The 24006-nt window shown below is 66.4% G+C and carries 23 protein-coding genes; 17 read left to right on the top strand and 6 right to left on the bottom strand.

The window, feature by feature from the left end:
* The first annotated feature begins 162 nt into the window (after nucleotides 1-162).
* From HT136_RS26505 to ligA, 4 genes are all read left to right on the top strand, one after another.
* Nucleotides 163-294, top strand: a complete 132-nt coding sequence (locus tag HT136_RS26505; RefSeq protein WP_281423387.1) for a hypothetical protein — start codon at nucleotides 163-165, stop codon at nucleotides 292-294.
* Between the two features lie 99 nt (nucleotides 295-393).
* Nucleotides 394-2058, top strand: coding sequence for a DNA repair protein RecN (gene recN / locus HT136_RS08695; protein WP_214199372.1), 1665 nt, complete (start codon nucleotides 394-396; stop codon nucleotides 2056-2058).
* Between the two features lie 116 nt (nucleotides 2059-2174).
* Nucleotides 2175-2942 (top strand): DUF4396 domain-containing protein, encoded by a 768-nt coding sequence (locus HT136_RS08690; RefSeq protein WP_214199370.1) that lies wholly within the window; start codon nucleotides 2175-2177, stop codon nucleotides 2940-2942.
* 38 nt (nucleotides 2943-2980) lie between these two features.
* Nucleotides 2981-5128 carry an NAD-dependent DNA ligase LigA gene (gene ligA / locus HT136_RS08685; protein WP_214199368.1) on the top strand — a complete coding sequence of 716 codons (2148 nt, stop codon included), beginning with the start codon at nucleotides 2981-2983 and terminating at the stop codon, nucleotides 5126-5128.
* An 84-nt stretch (nucleotides 5129-5212) separates the two neighbouring features.
* On the opposite strand, the gene sciP is transcribed toward ligA, so the two are convergent.
* Nucleotides 5213-5515, bottom strand: a complete 303-nt coding sequence (gene sciP, locus HT136_RS08680) for a CtrA inhibitor SciP (protein ID WP_214199366.1) — start codon at nucleotides 5513-5515, stop codon at nucleotides 5213-5215.
* 237 nt (nucleotides 5516-5752) lie between these two features.
* Here sciP and HT136_RS26500 point away from each other — a divergent pair, with 237 nt between their 5' ends.
* The gene (locus HT136_RS26500) at nucleotides 5753-6028 is read left to right on the top strand and encodes a PilZ domain-containing protein (protein ID WP_214199364.1); all 276 of its coding nucleotides are present in this window, start codon (nucleotides 5753-5755) and stop codon (nucleotides 6026-6028) included.
* 132 nt (nucleotides 6029-6160) lie between these two features.
* On the opposite strand, the gene HT136_RS08670 is transcribed toward HT136_RS26500, so the two are convergent.
* The gene (locus HT136_RS08670; RefSeq protein WP_214199363.1) at nucleotides 6161-7075 is read right to left on the bottom strand and encodes a 50S ribosomal protein L11 methyltransferase; all 915 of its coding nucleotides are present in this window, start codon (nucleotides 7073-7075) and stop codon (nucleotides 6161-6163) included.
* A 327-nt stretch (nucleotides 7076-7402) separates the two neighbouring features.
* Here HT136_RS08670 and sdhC point away from each other — a divergent pair, with 327 nt between their 5' ends.
* The 6 genes from sdhC to HT136_RS08640 all read left to right on the top strand — a co-directional run bounded on the left by sdhC (nucleotide 7403) and on the right by HT136_RS08640 (nucleotide 13176).
* Nucleotides 7403-7795 carry a succinate dehydrogenase, cytochrome b556 subunit gene (gene sdhC / locus HT136_RS08665; protein WP_214199361.1) on the top strand — a complete coding sequence of 131 codons (393 nt, stop codon included), beginning with the start codon at nucleotides 7403-7405 and terminating at the stop codon, nucleotides 7793-7795.
* Between the two features lie 15 nt (nucleotides 7796-7810).
* Nucleotides 7811-8191, top strand: coding sequence for a succinate dehydrogenase, hydrophobic membrane anchor protein (sdhD, locus tag HT136_RS08660; RefSeq protein ID WP_214199359.1), 381 nt, complete (start codon nucleotides 7811-7813; stop codon nucleotides 8189-8191).
* 4 nt (nucleotides 8192-8195) lie between these two features.
* A complete protein-coding gene (sdhA, locus tag HT136_RS08655) occupies nucleotides 8196-10016 on the top strand; it encodes a succinate dehydrogenase flavoprotein subunit (RefSeq protein WP_214199357.1) in 1821 nt (606 codons plus the stop codon).
* Nucleotides 10017-10257: 241 nt separating this feature from the next.
* Entirely contained in the window at nucleotides 10258-10869 is a 612-nt protein-coding gene (locus HT136_RS08650) for an HdeD family acid-resistance protein (protein WP_214199355.1), read from the top strand.
* Between the two features lie 124 nt (nucleotides 10870-10993).
* A complete protein-coding gene (locus tag HT136_RS08645; RefSeq protein WP_214199352.1) occupies nucleotides 10994-11389 on the top strand; it encodes a BlaI/MecI/CopY family transcriptional regulator in 396 nt (131 codons plus the stop codon).
* The gene (locus HT136_RS08640) at nucleotides 11386-13176 is read left to right on the top strand and encodes a M56 family metallopeptidase (RefSeq protein ID WP_214199350.1); all 1791 of its coding nucleotides are present in this window, start codon (nucleotides 11386-11388) and stop codon (nucleotides 13174-13176) included. Before HT136_RS08645 ends, HT136_RS08640 begins: the two co-directional genes overlap by 4 nt.
* 19 nt (nucleotides 13177-13195) lie before the next feature.
* Here the strand turns inward: HT136_RS08640 and HT136_RS08635 are convergent, their stop codons facing one another.
* Together HT136_RS08635 and ypfJ are read right to left on the bottom strand one after the other, a co-directional pair.
* Complete coding sequence (locus HT136_RS08635; protein ID WP_246543483.1) at nucleotides 13196-13903, bottom strand: hypothetical protein; 708 nt, start codon at nucleotides 13901-13903, stop codon at nucleotides 13196-13198.
* A 98-nt stretch (nucleotides 13904-14001) separates the two neighbouring features.
* Nucleotides 14002-14874: a KPN_02809 family neutral zinc metallopeptidase gene (gene ypfJ, locus HT136_RS08630; RefSeq protein ID WP_214199347.1), complete on the bottom strand. Its 873-nt coding sequence runs from the start codon at nucleotides 14872-14874 to the stop codon at nucleotides 14002-14004.
* A 353-nt stretch (nucleotides 14875-15227) separates the two neighbouring features.
* Here ypfJ and HT136_RS08625 point away from each other — a divergent pair, with 353 nt between their 5' ends.
* From HT136_RS08625 to HT136_RS08610, 4 genes are all read left to right on the top strand, one after another.
* Nucleotides 15228-16697: a M28 family peptidase gene (locus HT136_RS08625; protein WP_246543482.1), complete on the top strand. Its 1470-nt coding sequence runs from the start codon at nucleotides 15228-15230 to the stop codon at nucleotides 16695-16697.
* Between the two features lie 166 nt (nucleotides 16698-16863).
* Nucleotides 16864-18321 carry an IMP dehydrogenase gene (gene guaB, locus HT136_RS08620; RefSeq protein WP_214199345.1) on the top strand — a complete coding sequence of 486 codons (1458 nt, stop codon included), beginning with the start codon at nucleotides 16864-16866 and terminating at the stop codon, nucleotides 18319-18321.
* 11 nt (nucleotides 18322-18332) lie between these two features.
* Nucleotides 18333-19505, top strand: a complete 1173-nt coding sequence (locus HT136_RS08615; protein ID WP_214199343.1) for an RsmB/NOP family class I SAM-dependent RNA methyltransferase — start codon at nucleotides 18333-18335, stop codon at nucleotides 19503-19505.
* A gap of 48 nt (nucleotides 19506-19553) precedes the next feature.
* Nucleotides 19554-20063, top strand: a complete 510-nt coding sequence (locus tag HT136_RS08610; RefSeq protein ID WP_246543481.1) for a tetratricopeptide repeat protein — start codon at nucleotides 19554-19556, stop codon at nucleotides 20061-20063.
* Between the two features lie 81 nt (nucleotides 20064-20144).
* Here the strand turns inward: HT136_RS08610 and HT136_RS08605 are convergent, their stop codons facing one another.
* A complete protein-coding gene (locus HT136_RS08605) occupies nucleotides 20145-20627 on the bottom strand; it encodes an RNA pyrophosphohydrolase (protein ID WP_214199339.1) in 483 nt (160 codons plus the stop codon).
* Nucleotides 20628-20891: 264 nt separating this feature from the next.
* Here HT136_RS08605 and HT136_RS08600 point away from each other — a divergent pair, with 264 nt between their 5' ends.
* Complete coding sequence (locus HT136_RS08600) at nucleotides 20892-21860, top strand: metal-dependent hydrolase (protein ID WP_214199337.1); 969 nt, start codon at nucleotides 20892-20894, stop codon at nucleotides 21858-21860.
* Here HT136_RS08600 and HT136_RS08595 read toward each other — a convergent pair.
* Entirely contained in the window at nucleotides 21838-22617 is a 780-nt protein-coding gene (locus HT136_RS08595) for a phosphatase PAP2 family protein (RefSeq protein WP_343222143.1), read from the bottom strand. The two genes, HT136_RS08600 and HT136_RS08595, sit on opposite strands and share 23 nt — an antisense overlap.
* Here HT136_RS08595 and HT136_RS08590 point away from each other — a divergent pair.
* A complete protein-coding gene (locus HT136_RS08590; protein ID WP_214199335.1) occupies nucleotides 22608-23987 on the top strand; it encodes a cryptochrome/photolyase family protein in 1380 nt (459 codons plus the stop codon). The genes HT136_RS08595 and HT136_RS08590 overlap by 10 nt on opposite strands.
* The last annotated feature ends 19 nt before the right edge of the window (nucleotides 23988-24006 follow it).

The raw sequence follows: 24006 nt of genomic DNA, 5'->3' as shown, positions 1-24006 counted from the left end.
CCCCCGGCGCTTCGGCTCCGGGGGCCATTTCGTTTGCGGCAAAGCCCGTGCGGATTGGAGAGGTGGCGACGATTTCCTATTTCTCTACCCTGTGAGTTGAGTTAAAAGGGCGTTCGCGGCGCAATCGAATGTATCGATTCGCTCAAGAGGAAATTCGTTGCGATGTTCGTTCCGTCCAAATCGCGCGTCAACGCGGCCATTGCCCCCGTTTACTGGGAAGTCGAAGTCATGTGCGCCGTGTTCGCCGGGGCTTGGCTCATGGGCATCTGGGAAGGGCTGCAACTTCTGCGCTGAGCGAGCCCGCCTTTCGGGTCGCACCGCAAAAAAGGCAGGCGCCGCACGCGCAAAGTCGGGTGACGACGGCGAAAACGTCCGCTAGAACGATTCGCGAACATGTTGACCCGGCTCTCCATCCGAAACATCGTCCTGATCGAGGCGCTCGATCTCGATTTCGCCCGTGGCCTCGGTGTGCTGACGGGCGAAACCGGGGCGGGCAAGTCGATCCTGCTCGACGCGCTCGGCCTCGTCATCGGCAATCGCGCCGACAATGGGCTTGTCCGCGCGGGGGAAGATCGTGCGGCGGTAACGGCGAGTTTCGAATTCGCCAACCTGCCTGGGCCGCTCCAGTCTGCGCTCGACGAGGCTTCGATCGAGATGGAGCCTGGCGAACCACTGATCCTGCGTCGCCAGCTCAAGGCCGACGGAGGCTCGCGCGCGTGGTTGAACGACCAGCCGGTCAGCGTCGCGCTTCTGCGCGAGATTGCGCCTGCCCTGGTGGAAATCCATGGCCAGCACGACGATCGCGGGCTTGTCAACGCCAAGGGGCACCGCATCCTGCTCGACCGCTTTGCCGGAGGCGACCTTGCCGGGCTCGAAACCGCCTTCAAGGCCTGGCGCGCGGCGCAGGACGCCCTTGACGCGGCGCGTGCCGACGTTGCGCGCGCGGCCGAGGACCAGGACCTGCTGCTGGCGCACCTGGCCGAACTGACCGCGCTCGCCCCGGAAGCCGGCGAGGAGGAAGCGCTCGCGCTCGCCCGCGCCGACATGCAGAAGGGCGAGAAGCTGGCCGAGGACCTCGATGCGCTGCGCCACGTCTGGGAGGGCAGCGATTCGGCGCTCGCCAACTTGCGCGGTGCGGCACGCCGGCTCGACCGGATCGCGGGTGAGCACCCGCTGCTGGGCGAGGCGCTCGCCGCGCTCGATCGCGCGGTGATCGAGGCGGGCGAGACCGAGGAAAAGCTCGAGCAGGCGGCACAGGCGCTGGCGTTCGATCCGGCCGAACTCGACCGCATCGAGACGCGCCTGTTCGATCTGCGCGCGCAAGCGCGCAAGCACGCCTGTACGCCCGACGATCTTCCCGAGAAGATGGCGCACATGCGCACCACGCTTGACGCGATCGAGGGCGGGAGCGAGCACATCGCCCGGCTCGAGGCGGCCGCGCAAAAGGCCGCGCTGCATTACCGGGACCTTGCCGAAAAGCGCCATGATCTGCGCCGCGCGGCGGCGAAGCGTCTCGACAAGGCGGTGGCGAGTGAGCTCGCGCCGCTCAAGCTCGATGCGGCACGCTTCCAGACCTCGGTCATGAAGCTGCCCGAGGCACGCTGGAGCGCAAGCGGCATGGACGCGGTCGAGTTCCTCATTTCCACCAATCCCGGTGCCGATTTCGCGCCGCTCGCCAAGATCGCTTCGGGTGGCGAACTTTCGCGCTTCATCCTCGCGCTCAAGGTGGCTCTGGCTGAAGAGGGTGGAGCGGCAACGGTGATCTTCGACGAAATCGATCGCGGCGTGGGCGGTGCGGTGGCCGACGCCATCGGCGAGCGCCTGTCGCGCCTGGCTTCGGATGGCCAGCTCTTGGCCGTGACGCACAGCCCGCAAGTCGCCGCGCGCGGCGATCGTCACTACATGATCTCCAAGTCTTCGAAGGGCACGGTGACCCGAACCTCGGTCGCTCCGCTCAGCGAGGCCGAGCGCAAGGAAGAGATCGCGCGCATGCTCTCGGGCGCTGAAGTGACCGAGGAAGCGCGCGCGCAGGCAGACCGGCTGCTGATCCGGGCGTGAGCCTGCACCCCGCGCTGCGGGTAGCAGGCAGCTGAGGGTAGGAGCAGGCGAGGGTAGGGGCAGGGGCCCGGCAACACCCCTCGGGATCATTCGCGCGGTCCAGGTGTTGGCTTGGTATGTCCGATCCCCAATTCCCGCAGTGGCTTCACTACGTCTCGATCGTTTCGCTGGCTCTGGGTTTCCTGTGCGCGGGCGTGATCCTGTTCCAGGTTCGCCGCCATCCGCCGCACATGAAGGTCATGGCCTGGGTATGGCCATTATGTGCGCTGTTCGGCTCGGTTCTTTGGCTCTGGCTCTACCGGCAGGCTGAGGGCGGAGGGCGACACGCTGGGCACGAGGCACATTCGGGAGGTGGTCATCACGCCGGTAACGGCCATGCGGGCCATCACCGCCACGCCTCGGACCCGACCTGGCTTTCGGTTGCCAAGGGGGCGAGCCATTGCGGCGCGGGGTGCACGCTGGGCGACATACTGGCCGAGTGGCTGGCTTTCGCGGTGCCGGGTATCGCGGTGGCGCTGGGCTGGCACTCGCTTTTCGCCGAGAAGACCTTCGCGGTCTGGATCCTCGACTATGTGCTGGCCTTCGCGATCGGCATCGCCTTTCAATATTTCGCGATCGTCCCGATGCGCAAACTCTCGCCAGGCAAGGGGATCGCCGAGGCGGTGAAGGCCGATTTCCTGTCGATCACCTCCTGGCAAGTGGGCATGTACGGGGTCATGGCGCTGGGCCAGTTCGCCTGGTTCCGACCCGCCTATGGCAGCGTCGCACAAGTCGACGGTGTAGAGTTCTGGTTTCTCATGCAGGTCTCGATGCTGGCGGGCTTCGTCACGGCCTATCCGGTCAACTGGTGGCTGGTGAAAGCCGGGGTCAAGGAAGCGATGTAGTCTCCCGCTGCGGGCCACTTTGCGCCATAGGAGGGGGCATGACTTCCGATTCCCCGCACGACCTTCTCGCCGAAGCCGACGCCGCCAACGAACTGATGCGCCTGGCGCGCCAGATCAAGCGCGCCAACCGCAAGTACCATGCCGAGGACGCGCCGGAAATCTCGGACGCCGAATACGACGCCCTCGTGCGCCGCAACGCGGAGCTGGAGGCGGCCTATCCCCATCTCGTGCGCGCAGACAGTCCGGCGAACGCGGTCGGCCACGAAGTCGCCGCCTCGCCGCTGGGCAAGGTCAGTCACGAAGTGCGCATGATGAGCCTCGACAATGCCTTTTCCGACGAGGAAGTGGCCGAGTTCCTTGCGCGCGTACGCCGGTTTCTCGCGCTGCCCGCCGAGGCGCCGCTGGCGGTGACGGCGGAGGACAAGATCGATGGCCTCTCGTGCTCTTTGCGTTACGAGAAGGGCAAGCTGGTGCGCGCGGCAACGCGCGGCGATGGTCAGGTCGGCGAGGATGTCACCCCCAATGTCGCGCATATTCCCGACATCGTGCAGGAACTGAAGGGGGAGGGTATTCCCGAGGTCTTCGAAGTGCGCGGCGAAGTGTACATGGAGAAGGCCGCCTTCCACGCGCTCAACGCGGCGTTGATGGAGGAGGCGAAGGCGGAAGCCGAGCGCAAGGGCGAGGAACTGGACCTTGCCAAAGTGCGCCAGTTCGCGAACCCGCGCAACGCGGCCGCCGGTTCGCTGCGCCAGAAGGACGCGGGCGTGACGGCGAAGCGCCCCTTGCGCTTCTGGGCACACGGCTGGGGGGCTGCGAGCGCGGTTCCGGGGGAGACCCAGCACGAGGTCGTGCGCCGCATCGAGAGTTGGGGCCTGCCGGTCTCGCCCCAGTTTCGGCGCTGCGAGAACCTCGAGGAACTGCTCGGGGCCTACCGCGCGATCCGCGACGGGCGCGCCGATCTGCCTTTCGAGATCGACGGAGTGGTCTACAAGGTCGACCGGCTCGATCTCCAGCAGCGGCTGGGCTTTGTCGCCAAGGCGCCGCGCTGGGCGCTGGCGCACAAGTTTCCTGCCGAACAGGCTGAGACCACGCTCGAGAAGATCGAGATCCAGGTCGGCCGCACCGGCAAGCTGACCCCGGTCGGACGCTTGCGGCCCGTGCTTGTCGGCGGCGTGACGGTGACCAACGTTACGCTCCACAACCGCGACGAAATCGCGCGCCTGGGTGTGCGGCCGGGCGACACGGTGGTGATCCAGCGGGCAGGCGACGTGATCCCGCAAGTCGTCGAGAACCGCAGCCGCGAGGAGGAACGCGAGGCTTTCGTGTTCCCTGACCATTGCCCCGAGTGCGGCTCGGAAGCGGTGGCCGAGGAGGGCGAGGTGGACGTGCGCTGCACCGGCGGGCTGATCTGTCCCGCGCAGCGCACCGAGCGCCTCAAGCACTTCGTCAGCCGCGGTGCGCTCGACATCGATGGTCTTGGGGAGAAGACGATCGACGAGTTCTTCGCCCATGGCTGGCTTGAAAGCCCGGCCGACATCTTCCGGCTTGCAAAGCGCCGCGAGGAAATTCTCGCGCTTGAAGGCTGGAAGGACAAGTCTGTGGACAACCTGTTGGCGGCGGTGGAAAACCGGCGCCAGCCCGACGCTGCGCGGCTGCTGTTCGGACTTGGCATCCGCCACGTGGGCGCGGTCACCGCACGCGATCTGATGAAGCGTTTCGAGACTTTGCCCGCGCTTCGCGAGATCGCCGAGAAGGCGCACGTCAAGCAAGGCGAGGAGGCGGTCGAGGCCGCCAGCGAGGCTTATGCCGAACTCGTCTCGATCGACGGAGTGGGGCCGGTCGTGGTCGAGGCGCTCGGCGATTTCTTCCATGAAGAGCACAACCGCGCGGTCTGGGACGATCTGCTGTCGGAAGTCTCGCCTCCGGCCTATGTGGTCGAGAGCGTCGCGAGCGAGGTGGCGGGCAAGACGGTGGTCTTCACCGGCAAGCTCGAGACGATGAGCCGCGACGAGGCCAAGGCGCAGGCCGAGCGGCTGGGCGCGAAGGCGGCGGGTTCGGTTTCGGCGAAGACCGATCTCATCGTGGCTGGGCCGGGGGCGGGCTCCAAGCTCAAGAAGGCGGCCGAACTGGGGATCCCGGTAATCGACGAAGAGGGTTGGGCCAGGATCGTGGCGGAAGCGGGCTGACGCCCGAAGACGCCAGCCCGATCCTTGGGGAAATCCCCGGGGGTACACAGACTGCATGAACATGCAGGCTGAAAACTCGATAATTCAGGAATTGCGGCCCTGGCGTTCGTGCATTTGCCGATAATGCTGAACGCGGGTAGCCCGCAGCCCTGCCATGCCCTCGCGTTCGACGGCGCGTTGCCAAGAGGCAAGCTCCTCGAGCGTGAGGCTGTAACGTTCGCACGCTTCGGTGATCGTGAGCAGGCCGCCGTTGACGGCTGCCACCACTTCGGCCTTGCGACGTACGACCCATCGCGATGTGTTTGGGGGCGGTAGGGTGTCCCGCTCCAGCTTTTCCCCTAGCGGCCCGATAACGGAATCGGGCCTTTCAGTTTCGTCATGTATCATGGTTGGTCTCTCTCTCGACTGCCAGTACCAACCCCCCTGACATCGCCAGATTCTCGGAAAATCCTTAATTTCGCTTAACCGGCAAAGGTTAATTGCGAATTATGTATTTTGCCGCATATGAACGAAGATCTTCCTGACTTTCAGTTAGGGGAAAATTTACGAAAATTTAAATTGAATTAACCTTTGTCGATTACCTATTTGATCCTTGATTTTGAGGGGGCAAGGAGGGATCGAGACGTGGAAACACGCGAGGTGTTAAGGCATCCACGCGCCGTGGCGCGTCATGTCTCCGCAGCGGGCTGTCAGCTCATTCTCGAGAACGGCGCCTTGCACGTGGGGCAGGCGCTGGGCTTTTCGCTTGAGGGCGCCGGATGGATTCGCGGCCAGGTCCGCTGGATTCTGGCGAACCACGTCGGCTTCGCGTTCGACGCCATGCTCGACAGTGGAGCCCAGGCAATTCTGGCGCGCCATGCGCGTGAATCGGGGCGGCTCGACCTGGAAATCCTGGGATGAACGGACGACCGGGCGTTCGCGGCCAGGGTGTCTGCGTCGCAATCGTTGCGCGGTACCCTTGCGAACTGCTGATGTGATCTGCTGATTTGCTGATCGGTACCCGGTCGGGCGGGCCCGATCAGGTTCGGCCCGTCAGATGGCGGACCAGTTGCGCCGTTTGCGCAGCCACAGGATCGACCAGTCGCCATTGACCATGCGCGCGGCCAAGCGCAGTCCCGCGCGCTGGCAGGCCTGCCGCACCGCCGGTTCCTGGGTCTCGAGCAGGCCGGCCAGCACGAGGTGGCCGCCGGGGACGAGTGCCGGGCCGAAATCGGGGGCGAGCGAAACCAGCGGACCCGCCAGGATGTTGGCCATGATCAGGTCGTAGGGCCCACGCGCGTGAAGCAGGGGGTGATCCATTCCGGCCGCGACGGTCATGACCAGTTCGCCGTTGCCTTCGCCCATGGTGATCCCGTTGAGCTTGGCATTGCTTTCCACCACCGCCGGACAGACCGCGTCGATGTCGCTGGCGGTGGCGATCGTGCGCGGCCAAAGCGCGAGCGCGGCGAAGGCGAGCAGGCCCGTTCCGGTGCCGATGTCGGCACAATTGCGCACGATCACGCCCTGGCGCTTCATGTGGGTGAGCATCGCGAGGCAGCCCGCCGTGGTGGCGTGCTGGCCGGTGCCGAAGGCCTGGCTGGCCGGGATGGTGAAGTCGACCATCCCCGGCTCCTCGATCGCGGGATGATCGGGGGTGTGGACGTGGAAGATGCCGGCGCGGATCGGTTCGAGGTCCTGCTGGCTCGAGACCAGCCAGTCGGTCTCGGGCAGTTCTTCGACATGGAAGCTCGGTGCCTTGCCGGAAAACAAGGCGGCGAGCGCGTTCGTGTCGGCCTTGCGCGGCTTGTGATCGAGCCAGGCATCGAGCCGCCAGTCGTCGGGCTTGTCCTCGGCGACTTCGCATCCCGAGATCACGATTTCCGGATCCCAGTCCAGGGCATCTTCGTGCGCGATCAGCGCGTGCTCGATGGTGGCACGGTCGGCGAAGGCGGTAATCTTCCAGCTCACGGGGGCAATCCTGTCTCGTCGCTCGGGGGAGCCCCCGGGAGGGAGCCACCATCACCATCGCGCGCCTAGGCGCTGGCGAGGCGGCTGTCCAGTCGGGAGGCAGGTAGGGTGATACGACACGCGAAGGCGCGGATGCGCCGGACGGTACGTCGCGAATGCGCCGAGCGGGAGTGCGCATGCGAAACTTGCCGCTGCGCTGCGGCACAATTCCTTCATTCAACGGCGCGCCGGGCGCGCGTGGAACTTGCGCGCTGCAACGAAATGACTAAGGGGACTTCGACTAGGGCAGCGCACAGGGCTGCCGCAGGCAAGGGGATTCGCAAGGACATGGCCACCGCCGGTAGCAAGAACCGTCCGTTATCGCCGCACCTCCAGATCTGGCGCTGGGGGCCGCATATGTTCGTCTCGATCATGCACCGCGTGAGCGGGCATGGCCTCGTGGTCGGACTCGCGCTGCTGCTGTGGTGGCTGGGCGCGCTCGCCAGTGGCCCGGCTGCTTATGCGCAGCTGGTCGAGTGCATGACCTCGATCCCCGGCTACGTCGTGCTGGTCGGCATCAGCTGGTGCTTCTTCAACCACATGATGAGCGGCCTTCGCCACTTCGTGCTCGACATCGGCGCGGGTTTCGAACTCAAGGGCAACCGCACCTGGTCGATCCTCACCACCGTGCTCGGTGTCGTTCTCACCATCGCCTTCTGGGCGATCCTGCTGCTGCGCTGAGGAAGGACAAGCACCATGGGTAACGGAACCTCCATCGGCCGCGTGCGCGGCCTCGGCTCGGCCAAGCACGGCGCGCATCACTGGCTGACCCAGCGCTTCACCGCGGTCGGCAACCTCTTCCTGCTGATCTGGCTCGCCGTCTCGATCCTGCTGCTCGGCGACCTCAGCTACATCTCGGTCGAAGCCTGGCTGTCCAAGCCGGTCCCGGCCATCGCGATGGCGCTGCTCATCATCTCGACCTTCTGGCACGCTCGCCTTGGCGTCCAGGTCATGATGGAAGACTACGTCCACGACCACGGCACCAAGTTCGCGTGCCTCGTCGCGCTCAACTTCGCCGTATTCGCAGGCGCCGCCTTCGGCGTCCTGTGCGTCCTTCGCCTCGCGCTGGGAGCCTGATTGAATGACCCAGGATAAGACTGGTCCCGCCTACAAGATCATCGACCACGTTTACGACACCGTCGTCGTCGGCGCGGGCGGCTCGGGCCTTCGCGCCACGATGGGCTCGGCCGAAGCTGGCCTCAAAACCGCGTGCATCACCAAGGTGTTCCCCACCCGTAGCCACACCGTGGCGGCGCAGGGCGGCATCGCGGCAAGCCTCAAGAACAACACGCCCGACCACTGGACCTGGCACATGTACGACACCGTCAAGGGGTCGGACTGGTTGGGCGACCAGGACGCGATCGAATACATGGTGCGCGAAGCGCCCGCCGCGGTCTACGAGCTCGAGCACGCCGGCGTGCCCTTCAGCCGCAACGCGGACGGCACGATCTACCAGCGTCCGTTCGGTGGCCACATGCAGAACATGGGTGAAGGCCCGCCGGTCCAGCGCACTTGCGCCGCGGCCGACCGTACCGGTCACGCCATGCTGCACGCGCTCTACCAGCAGTCGCTGAAGTACGACGCGGACTTCTTCATCGAGTACTTCGCGATCGACCTGATCATGGACAACGGCAAGTGCGTGGGCGTGATCGCCCTGTGCATGGACGATGGCTCGATCCACCGCTTCCGCTCGAAGGCCGTGGTGCTCGCGACCGGTGGCTATGGCCGCAGCTACTTCACCGCGACTTCGGCGCACACCTGCACCGGCGATGGCGGCGGCATGGTTCTGCGCGCCGGGCTGTGCATGCAGGACATGGAGTTCGTCCAGTTCCACCCGACCGGCATCTACGGCGCGGGCGTGCTGATTACCGAAGGTGCGCGCGGCGAGGGTGGCTACCTCACCAACTCCGAAGGCGAGCGCTTCATGGAGCGCTACGCGCCCTCGGCCAAGGACCTTGCCTCGCGTGACGTCGTCTCGCGTTCGATGGCCATGGAAATCCGCGAAGGCCGCGGCGTCGGCCCGCACAAGGACCACATCTACCTGCACCTCGATCACATCGATCCCAAGGTGCTGGCCGAGCGTCTTCCGGGCATCACCGAGAGCGGCAAGATCTTTGCCGGTGTCGACCTGACCCGCCAGCCGCTCCCCGTGGTTCCGACCGTCCACTACAACATGGGCGGCATTCCGACCAACTACCACGGCGAGGTCATGACGATCGGCGCCGATGGCAACCCCGAGACGGTCGTCCCCGGCCTCTTCGCGGTGGGCGAGGCGGCTTGCGTCTCGGTTCACGGCGCGAACCGCCTGGGCTCGAACTCGCTGATCGACCTTGTCGTGTTCGGCCGCGCGGCCGGTCACCGTCTCAAGGAGCTGGTCGACCCGGCTTCGGCGGCTCCGGACCTGCCCAAGGATTCGGCGGACCTGGCGCTTACCCGCCTCGATCACTTCCGCAACGCCAAGGGTGGCACGCCCACGGCCGAGATCCGCACCGAGATGCAGCGCACGATGTCGGGTCACGCCGCCGTGTTCCGTACCGACGAGCTGATGGCCGAGGGCAAGGAAAAGCTCGCCGTCACGTACAAGAAGATGGAAGACATCCATGTTTCGGACCGTGGCCTGATCTGGAACTCCGACCTCATCGAGACGATGGAGCTGGACAACCTCATCAGCCAGGCGACCGTGACGCTGCACGGCGCGCACAACCGCAAGGAAAGCCGCGGCGCCCACGCGCACGAGGACTTCCCCAACCGCGACGACGCGAACTGGATGAAGCACACCGCCGCCTGGTTCAACGGCTGGGGCGGCAAGGGCGGCGAAGTTCGCCTCGACTACCGTCCGGTGCACGAGTTCACGCTGACCGACGACGTCGAGTACATCAAGCCCAAGGCGCGCGTGTACTGATCCGCGAAGTCGGATAACCAAAATCGAAAGGAGGGCCGTCTCGCAAGAGGCGGCCCTCTTTGCATGGGACTTAGTGGGGCCGCGTTAACCGCGTTTTGCCGATGAAAAGTCTCTGAAGACGGCAACTTCCGGCATGCTCTAGGTGTTTCACCTTATGCCCTGGGAGCGGTTCGGAGCGCATCCTCGGGTCGAAACCCTGACCGGCACGCGCGCGTGCGCGGCGCACCCAAAGGATGATGCCATGGAACGCGAAACGATCGATCCGATGCTGACCCCCGACGTCGAGAAGGATCCCTTGCTCGGCGCGCTGGCGCATGCGCCGGGCAAGGCCTGGCCCTGGGTCCTCGCCTATGGTGTCCTGTTGCTCGTTTTCGGCCTGATCGTGGTCACCAACCCTGTGGTGGCCGGGGTAGCGACCGGACTGATGGTGGGGCTCACTCTTGTCTTCTATGGCATCGCGGCGATTGCAGCGGGCGCGACCTCGCTCTCGCAGCGCGCGCGCTGGCTGGAGATCGCGCTTGGCGTGATCGCGCTGATCGCCGGGGGCTTCGCGCTGTTCAACCCGGTTGCGGGAGCGATGTCGCTGGTTTGGGCGATCGGGGCCTGGCTCGCGGTTTCGGGCGTGATCCAGGTCGTCTGGGCCTTGAAGGCCGAGCATGACCGGGGCTGGCGCCTGTTCATGGGCTTGCTCGACCTCGTCCTGGGGCTGGTTCTGCTGTTCTCTTCGCTGGCGACGGGGCTCGCGTTTCTCGCCGTGATCCTGATGATCAGCTTCGTCGTACGCGGGGTGTTCCTGGTGGCGCTGGCGCTGGGCATGCGCAAACTCTCGCGCGGTATCCGCTCGCTGATGTGAGACACTGTGGATAGTCGTCGGATCGACGAACGGCATACCGTATCCGCCCGGCGACGTCGCGGGACTTGTCTTGTCCTGTTTACAGGCGTAGTCGTTTACATGTGTAAACGATGGAGTCGTTCCCTTGGCCGATGCGTCCGAAAAGCCCGATACGCCCGATCGCATTTCCGAAGCCGAGCACGCCGTGATGGAAGTGCTCTGGCGTGAAGCGCCGCAATCGGCGCAGGATGTCTGCGCGCAAGTGTGCGAGGCGAAGGGCTGGTCGCTTCCCACCGTCAAGACCCTGCTGGCGCGTCTGGTCACCAAGCAGGCGCTCACCACCGAGCGCGACGGCAAGCGTTTTCTCTACAGCCCGGCGATGGCGCGCGCGGACTATGTCGGCACCGAGAGCCGCCGTCTTGTCGACCGGCTGTTCGGGGGCAGGGCGGCGCCGCTCTTTGCGCATCTGGCCCAGGCCGAAGCCCTTTCCGACAAGGACATTGCCGAAATCGAAGCCCTGCTCAAGGAGCTGAAATCATGACCGATTGGCTGATCGATACCTTCGTGATGACCGGTGTCCTGATGACGCTGGTGCTGCTCGCGCGCCGCCCGGTGGCGCAGTGGTTCGGTACCCAGGCGGCCTATGCCTTGTGGTTGCTTCCTTTCGTGCGGCTGGTGATGCCGCCGCTGTCGTTGCCGCGCGCCCTGGCGCCTACGCACTGGCTCTCGGGACTGCACGTCGGGGTCGAACAGACCCGCGCGGCGGCGAGCGAGGTGGCGCCGGCCGTTACCGAGGGACTTGCTCCGGCCGCGTTGAGCCCGGACCTTGCTCCCTTGGCGACGACGCCTCCGGTTTCGGCGCCAACGGCTGGAGATGCGCTCGCCACATTGCCTTGGACGAACCTCTTGATGGCCCTCTGGTTGGGAGGAGCGCTTGCGTTCCTCGTCTGGCGCACCTGGAACTACCAGATGATGCGGCGTCAGATCCTGCGCGATGCGCGGGTGGTGGCGACCTCCGGACGGGTGCGGATCGTCGAGAGCCCGCTCGCGGGCGCACCGCTCGCCTTCGGGGTGTTCGACAAGGTCGTGGCGCTGCCACTCGGATTCCTCGCCAGCGTGGATTCGGAAAGTTCCGACTTCGCGATAGCCCATGAACTCGAGCACCATGCGGGAGGCGATCTCCTCGCGATCATGGCGATGCAGCCGCTCTTCGCGCTGCACTGGTTCAATCCGCTGGGCTGGGCAGCCTGGCGCGCCATGCGCGGCGACCAGGAAGCCGCCTGCGATGCGCGTGTCGTCGCCGGGTGCGAGAGAGCCGAGAAGGCGCGCTATGGCCAGCTTATCGCCTCGTTTGCGGGACGTGGCCAGTTGACGCTGGGGGCGCCGATGGCGGGCGGGCTTTCGGGCGACAAGCCGATCATCCAGCGGCTCAAGGCGCTGCGCCGCAGCGAGGTGCCAGGTTGGCGCAAGGTTGCCGGGCGCAGCCTCTTCGCGCTCGCGTTCGTTGCCGTGCCGATGACCGCGACGGTCAGCTATGCCGCTTTCGACGGCGAGCCCGAGACGATCGACGGCGTGCCCCCGGTCCCTCCGGTGCCGGTGTTGCCGACCGATGCGCCGAGCGCGCCTCCGGCACCCACGCCGCCTGCACCGCCGGCGCCCGAGCCGAACCTCGCCGCTGCACCGCTTGCGCGCTTGCCGCTGGCTGCTCCCTTGCCGCCAGTTCCGCCGGTTCCGCCCGTGCCTCCCGCCATCAATGGCGAGAGGTCCAGCGCCGAGGCCGCCCGTGCCCGCAGCGAAGCCGCCCGCGCCCAAGGCGAAGCTGCGCGCATTCGCGGCGAAGCCTCCCGCGCCCAGGGTGAAGCTGCGCGCGCCCGTGGTGAAGCTGTCCGTGCCCGCAGCGAAGCCGCGCGCGCCGTGGCCGAGGCACGCCGTGCCGGTATCGAAGGGGCGCAGATCGAACAGATGGTGCAGCAGGCGCTGGCCCATGCACCCAAGGTCGAGGAGTTCACCTCGCACGGGGGCAAGGTCCAGACCATCCGGATCTCGCAGGCCGGAGGCGAGGGCGGACGCGCGATCATGCAGGAAATGGTCATCGACAGCCGCTGCGCGGTGGATTCCCCGCGCAATTCTTCGGGGCGCAACGGACAGAGCCAGGTGATCTGCACCGGCGCGCCGACTTCGACCGCCCGGATCACGCTGGCCGCTCTCGAGCGTGCACGCGCGAGCGTGGCGGCGCACAAGGGGCTTGAAGGCGAGGCCCGCGCCGAGGCGCTTGCCGACATCGACAACGAGATCGCTGAGGCGCGCAAGGGTTACGAGCGCGACTGAAAGGTGTTCGTTCGCTCGGTCAGCCGATCGGCTGAACGACCGGTTCGTTGACGATGGGAACGCCCTTGCTGGTACGCTCCTGCCCTTGCCGCTCATCCGTTTCGCGGCGGCGATTATCGTCCTTGTCGCCAGCCTTGCTCTGGTTCTTGTCGTCGTCGGACTTGTGCTCGGCCTCGACCCTGTCGAGTTCGGCTTCGATGCGCACGATGTCCGCAGCGGTGGCAGGAGCCGCAGGGTAGGCGCAGCCACGCGAGGAGCCGATGCCCTTCAGAAACCCGCGCCGGGTCATGCCCGCCTGGATCGCCGCGCGGATCTTGCGTTCGCGATCGTTTGCCCCCGAAATCTCGCGGATCAAACCGCGAAAGGGAATGAACGAGGAAACCACCCACTTGGCCACGCGCGCCGCGCTGATGCGATCGCGCTGCTCCTGGGGGATGTCGACGTCGGGCCCGAGCACGAGGAACAGTTCCTGAACCGCATCGGAAATCTGCTTGCAGGATTTGAGGCCGGTGAGGTCGTACGGATTCTGGCTCGCCTTGACGAGGACCGCCGGGATTTCTTTCCCGTCGAGATTGAGGTCGGTGACCGGGGTCTTGGCAATGTCGAGCGCGGAGGGATCGTTCTTGGTGATCGGCTCCTTGTCCTGGCTGTCCTGGCGGGCGAGCGCCGGCTGCGCGAGGGGCAGCGTGACGATGGCAAGGCAGGACAGCAGGGAACGGGCAGGCAAGGGCATCATCGGTCTCCACGGTGCGCGTCGAGCGTCCGGATCGAGGGCCCGGGGGCGGCGCGCGATGTCATTTTTGAAGGCGGGGTTTCGTAAACCCCTTACGATGATCCGAACGTATCACAGCTGTCCTCGTTCCCGCTCTCGAGCCCGCGCTTGAGCCACTCCATGCGCTGCGCGCTGGTGCCGTGGGTGAACTTCTCGGGGTTCACGCTTTGCCCTGCGTTGCGCAGCAGGGTGTCGTCGCCGATGGCGCTGGCGGCGGTGAGGCCTTCCTCCATGTCGCCCGGCTCGATGCGGTCGCGGTTGCGCCCGGCCCAGACGCCGGCATAGCAGTCCGCCTGGAGTTCCATCCGGACCTGGAGTGCATTGGCCCTTGCGGGGTTGGCGCTCTGCGCGCGGCGCACTTGCGCTTCGATCCCGGTCATCTTCTGGACATGGTGCCCGTACTCATGAGCGATCACGTAGTAGCGCGCGAAATCGCCCTTGGCGCCGAGCTGGCGTTCGAGCTGGTCGTAGAAGCTGGTGTCGATGTAGATGCCCTCGTCGGCGGGGCAATAGAACGGCCCCATCGCGCTTTGCGCCGCACCGCAGCCCGAACGTACCTGTGCGGTGTAGAAGTGGAGCTCGGGCTGTTCGAAGCGGGCGCCCGCCTGCTGGAAGATCGGCTTCCAGGTGGCATCGAGCGAGGAAAGCGCGTTGCAGGCCTCGAGCGCATAGGCGTTCTGCGTGCAGACCGTCTCGGCATCGTTCGAACCGGCCCGGGGCTGGGCAGGCTGGCTTGGCATCTGCTGCTGGACGTCCTCGAGCGTGCCGAGCATCTGGCCGGGATCGACCCCGAAGACGAGCGCCGCGATCACCACGATGATGAGCGAGCCACAGCCCAGCTTCCCGCCACCACCGCCGGGAAAACCGCCGCCGCCGCCCTCGCTGCGCACGCGGATGGAGTTGGGATCGAACCGGTTGAGCCGCATGATCGGTGCCCCCTATGATGACTGGCCTGATGGATTCAGGCGCGCCCCGCACGGGCGACCTGTCCGACCTAGACGATTTGGCGGTTGAGGGAAAATCCCGAGTGGCGTCCCGGTTCCCTTCAAAACGATTGCACCGCTCCATCGGGAGGCAATGCGACGAAGTGGCGTTTTCAGCACAGTCTGACGTTGCGGGAACGCTCTGCCTTGTGCAATGACCGCTTCGCGGCGGCGAGCCGTGTCCACAGCAAGCTGATTCATCGTTGTCCGTACTCTCGTTCTGCACGCAATTCGCTGGAAATCGGTGGGGGCGCCCGGCGCCGACGCGCCGGTGCCTGATCGCGTCCGCGGCCGCTTTGCTCGCACTGGTCGGCGGGGCGAGCGCGGAGGCGGCTTCGCGCAAGAACGATCGCGGGCTCGAGGCGCGCCTGCGTCACCACATCGAAGTGCTGGCCAGCGACGATTTCGGCGGACGTGAGCCCGGGACCGACGGCGAGGCCAAGACCTTACGTTATCTCGGGCGGCAATGGTTCGACATTGGGCTTGTCTCGGGCACCAACGATCCGGCGAACGAGTGGTTCTCCCCCGTCACGCTGGTTGCGCGCGAGCCCGCCACCTCGTCGTCGCAGTTCTACCGCAAGAGTGCGCGTGCACCGCTGGTCCCGTCCGAGATGCTCGTGCTGACCTCGGGCAAGCGCGGCATGGTTCGGCGGGCGCCGCTCCTGTTCGTGGGCAATCTTGCCGCCGAGGCCCTGACGCGCAACCAGCTGGCAGGGCGTATCGTGGTCCTGCTCGACGGCAGCGACGAGACCGATGCGGCGCTCGGTGGTCGCCAGAACGCGTTCCTTGCCATGGGGGCGGCGGCGGTGCTGACGGTACTCGACGGTGCGCGCAGTTTCGACGAGATCGTGGCGCGGCGCAATCGCTCGGGCTACGCGCTGGCCCAGGATTCGACCGGAGGTGATCTCGAGGCTTTCATCAGCGCAGCGTCGATGGAAGCGATGCTGGCCGGGCTGCCCGATACGCTGCGCTCGCTCGAAGCTGCGTCCAGGCGCGCCGATTTCCAGCCGATGACGCTGGGGTTGACCGCATCGCTCGAGGCCACCACGCGATCGACCACGATCCACACCCACAATCTGGTCGGCAAGCTGCGCGGTTTGCACCCCGAGGCCGGAGCGGTCCTGTTCGTGGCGCATTGGGACCATTTCGGGACTTGCGGGGAGGCTCCGGCCGAGGACCTCATCTGCAATGGCGCGATCGACAATGCGAGCGGCGTCGCGGCGCTGACCGAAGTTGCGCGCCAGCTTGCCAAGGGGCCGCCGCTCGATCGGGACGTCTATTTCCTATCGACCACCGCGGAGGAGCTCGGGTTGCTCGGTGCCCACGCCTTTGCCGAGGACCCGCCAGTCCCGCTCGAGCAGATCGTGGCGGCCTTCAACATCGATTCGGATGCGATCGCGCCCAAGGGCACGCCCTTCGCGATCGTGGGCAAGGGCATGACCGGGCTCGACGCGGATATCGCCAAGGTCGCGCACAAGGAAGGCCTGCGCCTGCTGGACAGCGATGCGGCCAATGAATTCGTGCGCCGCCAGGACGGCTGGGCCCTGTTGCAGCACGACATTCCTGCGGTCATGGTGACCACGGCCTATGGCGACATGGACGACATGCGCCGCTATTACGATACCAATTACCACCGCCCGAGCGACGATCTCTCGCATGGGCTGGAGCTGGGGGGCGAGATGGACGACGTGCGCATGCTTGCCGCGCTTGGCCGCTGGTTCGGCGATGCCCGCAACCGTCCGGCGCCTCGACCCGATACGAAATAGACCCGAGGAAGGGGGCTGGCGGGGCCTCGCGTGGGCGGAACGTGCGCAAAATTCGTGGCCACTTGCCCATCGGACACCCAAAGAACCTCAGTTGCCCACTAGCCCTAGGCGCACCACTTGGTTACATGGGCCGCCACGAATCTCCCCAAAGGCTACGGTGGCGCACATGGATATCCAGCTCGGACTTACCTTTGACGACGTACTTCTTCGTCCCGCGAAGTCCGACATCGTCCCCAATCAGGCGGATACCCGCACGCGTCTGACGCGCGACATCGGCCTCAACATTCCCGTCATTTCCTCGGCGATGGACACCGTGACCGAAGCCGACATGGCGATTGTCATGGCGCAGCTCGGCGGCATCGGCGTGCTCCACCGCAACCTTAACATCGAAGAGCAGTGTGCGGCGGTCCGCGCGGTCAAGCGCTTCGAGAGCGGGATGGTCGTCAACCCGATCACGATTGCGCCCGACGCGACGCTGGGTGATGCCCAGGCGCTCATGCAGATGCACAAGATCAGCGGCATTCCCGTGGTCGAAGGCAGCGGCAAGCTGGTCGGCATCCTCACGAACCGCGATGTGCGCTTTGCCGCCAACCTGATGCAGCCCGTGCGCGAGCTGATGACCCACGAGAACCTCGCGACGGTTACGACGGGCGTCAGCCAGGACGAGGCGCGCCGCCTGCTCCACGCCCGCCGCATCGAGAAGCTGCTCGTCGTCGACGATGCTTTCCGCTGCGTGGGCCTGATCACCGTCAAGGACATCGAGAAGGCCGTGACCTATCCCGATGCCACCAAGGACAGCGCGGGTCGCCTGCGCGTCGCGGCGGCGACCACGGTGGGTGACAAGGGCTTCGCCCGCACCGAAGCGCTGATCGATGCCGAGTGCGACGTCGTCGTGATCGACACCGCGCATGGCCACAACGCCGACGTCGCGCGTGCGGTCGAGCGGGTGAAGAAGCTTTCCAACTCGGCCCAGGTCATCGCTGGCAACGTCGCGACGGCCGAAGCCGCGCGCGCGCTCGTCGATGCGGGTGCCGATTGCGTCAAGGTCGGCATCGGCCCGGGCTCGATCTGCACCACGCGCATCGTTGCGGGTGTTGGCGTGCCGCAGCTCACCGCGATCATGGAAGCCGCCGAGGAAGCCGAGAAGTCGGGCGTGCCCGTGATCGGTGACGGTGGCCTTCGCACTTCGGGCGACGCCGCCAAGGCGCTTGCCGCTGGCGCTTCGACCGTCATGGTCGGCTCGATGCTGGCAGGTACCGCCGAAGCGCCGGGCGAAACCTTCCTGTACCAGGGCCGCGCCTACAAGTCGTACCGCGGCATGGGCTCTGTGGGCGCCATGGGCCGCGGTTCGGCCGACCGCTACTTCCAGGGCGACATCAAGGACCAGATGAAGCTGGTTCCGGAGGGCATCGAGGGCCAGGTGGCATTCAAGGGCCCCGCCAAGGACGTCATCCACCAGCTGGTGGGCGGCATCAAGGCGGCGATGGGCTACACCGGCTCGGCGACGATCGAGGATCTGCGCAAGAACTCCAAGTTCATCCGCATCACCGGCGCGGGCCTTAGCGAAAGCCACGTCCACGACGTGACGATCACCCGCGAGGCTCCGAACTACCCGACCCGCTGAGGAGGGCGGCCATGACGCCGTCCGCCCGGGTCCAGGCCGCGATCGAGATCCTCGATAGCGTGATCGCGGCCGCCCGCGCCAATGGGGCGCCGGCGGACCGCATCATCGCCGACTGGTTCCGCGCGCGCCGTTTCGCGGGCAGCAAGGACCGGCGTGCGGTGCGCGAGCTGACGTACCGCGCGATCCGCGTCTGCGGCGAGATCCCTGTTTCGGGACGCGCGGCGATGTTGCGCGTGGCCCAGGATAACCCCGATCTCGCCGCTCTATTCGACGGCACGCGGCATGCGCCCGAGATGATCACGCCCGACGAGCCTGTCGCAGGGCGTGGAGCCGCGCCCGACTGGCTGATGGCGAGGCTCGCGCGCAGCGGCGTCAGCGCGGAGGCGGCGGCGCATCTGCTTGACCGCGCGCCGCTCGACGTGCGCCTCAACACGCTTGTCGGGGCGATCGAGGACCTTCCCGAGGGCGGAGAGAAGACCGCCGCCGCGCACGGCTGGCGTTACCCTCCCGATACCCGCATCGAGCCGACCGAGGCTTATGCGCGCGGTGCGATCGAAGTGCAGGACACCGGCTCGCAGCTCACCTGCGAGGTGGTTGGCGCGGTGCCGGGCGAAACGGTCGTCGATCTATGCGCGGGTGCCGGGGGCAAAACCCTCGCGCTTGCCGCGAGCATGGCGAACCGGGGCCGGCTCGTCGCTTGCGACAGCGATCGCACCCGGCTTTCGCGCCTCGCGCCGCGCGCCGAGCGGGCAGGGGCCTTCCCGATCGAGACGATCCTGCTCAACCCCGGCAAGGAGGCCGCCTCGCTCACCGGACTGGTGGGCCAGGCCGATGCCGTACTGGTCGATGCGCCCTGTTCGGGGACCGGCACCTGGCGGCGCAATCCGGAGGCGCGCTGGCGCCTGACCGACCGGCAGTTGCTGCGCTACGCCGCAACGCAGGCTCATCTGCTCGATCTTGCCGCGACGCTGGTGAAACCGGAGGGGCGACTTGTCTTCGTGACCTGTTCGCTGCTCGACGTCGAAGGTGCCGAACAGGTCGAGGGCTTCCTTGCCCGCAATCCGGGCTGGCGCGCCGACACGATCGAACTGCCGGCGGGAACTCCGCGAGGACTGGGGCTGCGCCTGTCGCCCGAAAGCGATGGAACCGACGGCTTTTTCGTCGCGCGTTTCAAGCGCTTGTGATAGCCTTGGGCAATGTCGGGGACACACACCTCTGCCAAGGACTTCTTGATGCGTTACACGCCCGTTGCCGCTGCCCTTTGTCTTGCCGTTGCCGTCTCCTCGAGCATGCTCCATTCGCAGGTGACCGCGCCGCTTGATCCGCGCGCGGTCACGTTGCTGGGCGAAGGCAAGGCGAGCCTGGCGGCCGGCGACACCGCCGATGCGGTGAACGCGTTCGAGGCGGCGCTGGCGGTTTCGCCGGGCAGCACACGGGTGCTCGTCGCGCTCGCGGATGCCGAGCGCAAGAAGGGCCTCCAGGGCAAGGCGATCCACTATTACCGCGTCGCGCTCGAAAGTGATCCGCGCAATCTCGATGCGCTGACCGGCGAGGGCGTGGCTCTGGCCGAGAAGGGCGCGACCGAGAAGGCGGGGCTCAGCCTCGCGCGGCTCAAGACGCTGTGCGGCGGGGACTGTCCGCAGGCCCGCGAGGTCGCGGCGGCCATCGCCAAGGGACCCGCGACCCCCGCAATGGCCAGCGCAGAGGAAGCGACGGCCAAGCCCAAGGTCACCGAGAACTGAGTTGCGAAAACCCGCGCAAGGCCTGCCCCGCGCGGGTTTCGTCGAGCCTGGGATTGCAGGCGTCTCGTGCGTGCGCGATGCTCAGATCAGGGCGCGAAATTCTTCCAGAACAGAGCGATAGACGCGCTTCTTGAAAGGAACGATGAGCTCGGGCAACTGCTCGCCGTCGATCCACTTCCATTCGCAGAATTCGGCCGGCACGTGGGCATCGAGATCGACGTCCGTATCGATGCCCTCGAAACGGGCGAGGAACCAGTGCTGGCGCTGGCCGCGGTACTTGCCTTTCCACAACTTGCCGAGCAGTTCCTCGGGCAGGTCGTAGAGCAGTTCGTCCTTGGTGCGCGAGAGGATGACGACCTTGTCCTGCGCGACGCCGGTCTCTTCCCAGAGCTCGCGCAGGGCCGCGTCCTTGAGGTCTTCGCCTTCGTCGACACCGCCTTGTGGCATCTGCCAGAAATCTCCTTCGCGGTTGTCGATGCGCTTGCCGACGAAGACTTTGCCGTCGGCATTGACCAGCATCACCCCGACACAGGGGCGGTAAGGAAGATTCGAGTAATCGGTCATTGCCTGGATGGATTCCGGAAAATTGAAAGGATGTCCGGTCGGGACAGGGATAGAACTGTGGAACGCGCGACCGCCATTGCTCCCAAGATGGCCCATGCCGGACGACTTTGCCAGTGCGATTTGGCGATTTGCGATGTCCCGATCGGGCACAAACACGCGAAACGGTGGAAACCGAGAATAGCAAAGCGAACTTGCCTGCCCGGGTCGGGATGGTGATAGAGTTCGCTCCACGCGTGCAATGTGCATTTCAAGAGACGGGAATGAATGGATAACCTGACCCACAGCCTGGTCGGCTGGGCGCTTGCGGAGACCGGGCTCAAGCGCCGCACCCGAAAGGGCCTGGCGGCTTGCGTGCTGGCTGCAAACATGCCCGATATCGACGTGTTCTTCGGCTGGTCGCCCTGGGCGCCGCTCGCCATGCACCGGGGCTTTACCCATGGTCTCGTCGGCGGCGTTCTGGTGATGCCGCCGATCCTGGCCGCTCTGCTGTGGTTGCTGGACCGCTGGCAGGTACGGCGCGGCGCCCGTTTCGGCAGTGGTCCGGGGATGCATACCGGCTGGCTGGTGGCGCTGTGCTACCTTGGCGCGCTGACCCATCCGCTGCTCGATCTGCAAAATACCTATGCGGTGCAGCTTTTTTCGCTGGCGAGTTCGCGCTGGTTCCATACCGATGGCCTGTTCATCATCTCGCCCTGGCTGCTGGCGATGCTGGGGACCGGCATCGCCCTCTCGCGGCGCCGTGCGGCGAAGCAGTCGGGACGGGCCGCCGTGGCATCCCTTATGGTCGTTCTCGTCTTCATCGGCGGGAACATCGCGATCTCGCAGATGGCTAGGACCGCCCTGGCGAAGTCACCGCCCCACGCGGATCCCGACCGCGTCTTCGCCGGTCCCGAGCCGATCGCCTTCTGGCGCCGCGAGATGGTCTGGCGCGAGGCGGGAAGGGTGGCGCATGGGAATTACGATCCCCTGCGCCGGCCGTTCGCTCTGCTCGACTACACGCCAGCCAGTCCCGACCACATGTCTGATTCACTGGTTCAAAAGGCCGAGCGGATTTCGCCCGAGCTTCGCGATTTCCTCGATTGGTCGCAGGTACCGTTCGCGCGGATCAAGCGGGGTCGGTGCAGCGCCCGGGTCGAGGTGGGCGATGCGCGCTTCGCCGGCGAGCGGTTTGCGCGCAGCTTCCGGGTGGACGTCGAGGTGCCGCTGGAACTCAGGGGCTGTCAGGCGCGCTGACGGGCTGCGCGGTGGCGTCGGCTGCGGCGTCGGCGGCTGGACGCAGCAGGGCGGCGGCGGAAAAGGTCCAGGCCGTGCCGCCCAGCCATCCGGCCAGCGCGTCGCTCGGCCAGTGGACGCCGAGCCACACCCGGCTCCAGGCGACGGCGAGGCTACCCAGAATCGCGCTGAGGACAATGGTCAGGCGCACCTTGCGGCGGCGGCTCAGCGCGGCGAAGGCAAGCGCGATGGACATGTAGACCACCGCCGAATTGAAGCTGTGCCCGCTGGGGAAACTTGCGCCACCCGCTTCGGTGAGATGAAGCGCGATCTCGGGCCGGTCGCGCCCGACGAGGCCTTTGATCAGCGCCTCGACCAGCCATCCCAGCGTGATGGTGAGGGTAAGGAGGCTTGCCTCGCGTCGCAGCCGCAGGAACAGCAGCGCGACCACCGCACCCAGAGCGAAGAGGTTGCGCAGGAGCACGCCGCCCAGAGCCGTGACGTCGCGGACCGTTTCGAGCAATTTGACCGGACCGTTCGGGCGCAAGTCCGAATCGCGCCAGAACAGGAGTGCGCTGCGATCGATCGCGGCGGTGTGGCCGGACAGCACCGCCCAGGTGACGAGGCCGAAGCCGGCCCAGGCCGCAAGCGCCACGACCAGCGCCTTCGGGCGGTTGATCGGAAAGCCGCGAACGGGCAGACGAAGCGTTTGTGCGGGAACGACCATGGTCTCGGGAACGCAGCGCAAGACGAGGCGTTCCGCAAGCCATGAGTGCACCTGTCATCGTATGGTTCCGGCGCGACCTTCGCCTGTCGGATCAGGCCGCCCTGGCGGCCGCCGCAGCCAAGGGTCCGGTCGTTCCCGTCTATGTCCTCGACGATGAAACCGCGAAGCACCGCGCCATGGGGGGCGCCTCGCGCTGGTGGCTGCACCATTCGCTCGAAAGCCTCGATGCAAGCTTGCGCGGGAAAGGGTCGCGCCTGATCCTGCGCCGGGGGCGCTGCGAGGAAGTGCTCGCCCAAGTCGCGCAGGAAGTGGGCGCGAGCGAGGTCCATGCGCTTCACCATTACGAACCCTGGTGGCGCAACGCCGAGAAAGGCGTGGGCAAGGCGTTGACGCTGCATCTTCATCACGGAAACTACCTCGCACCGCCCGGGGCGGTCACAACAGGGGCCGGGCAGCCCTACAAGATCTTCACCCCGTTCTGGCGCGCGCTGCATGAGCGCATGCCTCCGAGCGAGCCGCTGCGCCGTCCGCACACGATCGCGGCCCCGGATGTCTGGCCGGCAAGCGATCCGCTGGCCGACTGGGCCCTGCTGCCGACCAGGCCCGACTGGGCGGGCGGCCTGCGCGCTTTCTGGGAGCCTGGCGAGGTCGGAGCGAAAAAGCGTCTCGACGCCTTCATCGGGGAGGCCGCGCGCTACGAGGGGCAGCGCAATCTTCCCGCGCGCGAGGGCACCTCGTTCCTTTCGCCGCATCTCCACTTCGGCGAGATCAGCCCTGCGCAGGTCTGGCACGCTACCTCTTCGGCGGGCGGAAGCGTGCACGTGTTCCTCAGCGAAATCGGTTGGCGCGATTATGCGCAGAACGTGATCCTCCAGCTTCCCGACTATGGCAGCCGGTCGGCCAAGGAGGATTTCGACCAGTTCCCCTGGCGCACCGGCAAGCAAGCCGAGGAGGACCTTGCCGCCTGGCAGCAGGGGCGCACCGGTTACCCGATCGTCGATGCGGGGATGCGCCAGCTCTGGCACACCGGCTGGATGCACAACCGGGTGCGGATGATCGCGGCAAGTTTTCTGATCAAGCACTTGCTGATCGACTGGCGGGAGGGTGAGCGCTGGTTCTGGGACACGCTGGTCGACGCCGACTATGCCTCGAACGCGGTCAACTGGCAGTGGACGGCGGGGTCGGGCGTCGACGCGAACATGTTCGTGCGGATCATGGCGCCGCTCAGCCAGTCGGAGAAATTCGATGCGGCCGCCTATATCCGCGAATGGGTTCCCGAACTCGCGGACCTGCCCAGCGGCGAAATCCACGATCCCTCGCCGATGAGCCGCCCCAAGGCCTATCCGGCGCGCCTGATCGAGCACCGCTCGGGTCGCGAGCGGGCCCTGGGAGCCTGGGAGAAATTCAAGGGGAAGAGCTAGGGCGCGCGGCCGAAACGGG

The sequence above is a fragment of the Novosphingobium profundi genome, assembly GCF_018491765.1.
GTDB classification, from domain to species: domain Bacteria; phylum Pseudomonadota; class Alphaproteobacteria; order Sphingomonadales; family Sphingomonadaceae; genus Novosphingobium; species Novosphingobium profundi.
Note: the sequence above shows the minus strand (reverse complement) of the source record. Positions and strands in the feature narration are given on the sequence as shown.

Excerpts from the sequence above, each read along its gene's own strand:
- HT136_RS26505 (WP_281423387.1), top strand. The coding sequence starts at position 163 with ATGTTCGTTCCGTCCAAATCGCGCGTCAACGCGGCCATTGCCCCCGTT.
- guaB (WP_214199345.1), top strand. The coding sequence starts at position 16,864 with ATGGATATCCAGCTCGGACTTACCTTTGACGACGTACTTCTTCGTCCC.
- HT136_RS08690 (WP_214199370.1), top strand. The coding sequence starts at position 2,175 with ATGTCCGATCCCCAATTCCCGCAGTGGCTTCACTACGTCTCGATCGTT.
- HT136_RS08590 (WP_214199335.1), top strand. The coding sequence starts at position 22,608 with ATGAGTGCACCTGTCATCGTATGGTTCCGGCGCGACCTTCGCCTGTCG.
- ypfJ (WP_214199347.1), bottom strand. The coding sequence starts at position 14,874 with ATGCGGCTCAACCGGTTCGATCCCAACTCCATCCGCGTGCGCAGCGAG.
- sdhD (WP_214199359.1), top strand. The coding sequence starts at position 7,811 with ATGGGTAACGGAACCTCCATCGGCCGCGTGCGCGGCCTCGGCTCGGCC.
- recN (WP_214199372.1), top strand. The coding sequence starts at position 394 with ATGTTGACCCGGCTCTCCATCCGAAACATCGTCCTGATCGAGGCGCTC.
- ligA (WP_214199368.1), top strand. The coding sequence starts at position 2,981 with ATGACTTCCGATTCCCCGCACGACCTTCTCGCCGAAGCCGACGCCGCC.
- HT136_RS08605 (WP_214199339.1), bottom strand. The coding sequence starts at position 20,627 with ATGACCGATTACTCGAATCTTCCTTACCGCCCCTGTGTCGGGGTGATG.
- sdhA (WP_214199357.1), top strand. The coding sequence starts at position 8,196 with ATGACCCAGGATAAGACTGGTCCCGCCTACAAGATCATCGACCACGTT.
- HT136_RS08640 (WP_214199350.1), top strand. The coding sequence starts at position 11,386 with ATGACCGATTGGCTGATCGATACCTTCGTGATGACCGGTGTCCTGATG.
- HT136_RS08615 (WP_214199343.1), top strand. The coding sequence starts at position 18,333 with ATGACGCCGTCCGCCCGGGTCCAGGCCGCGATCGAGATCCTCGATAGC.
- HT136_RS08650 (WP_214199355.1), top strand. The coding sequence starts at position 10,258 with ATGGAACGCGAAACGATCGATCCGATGCTGACCCCCGACGTCGAGAAG.
- sdhC (WP_214199361.1), top strand. The coding sequence starts at position 7,403 with ATGGCCACCGCCGGTAGCAAGAACCGTCCGTTATCGCCGCACCTCCAG.
- sciP (WP_214199366.1), bottom strand. The coding sequence starts at position 5,515 with ATGATACATGACGAAACTGAAAGGCCCGATTCCGTTATCGGGCCGCTA.
- HT136_RS08600 (WP_214199337.1), top strand. The coding sequence starts at position 20,892 with ATGGATAACCTGACCCACAGCCTGGTCGGCTGGGCGCTTGCGGAGACC.
- HT136_RS08610 (WP_246543481.1), top strand. The coding sequence starts at position 19,554 with ATGCGTTACACGCCCGTTGCCGCTGCCCTTTGTCTTGCCGTTGCCGTC.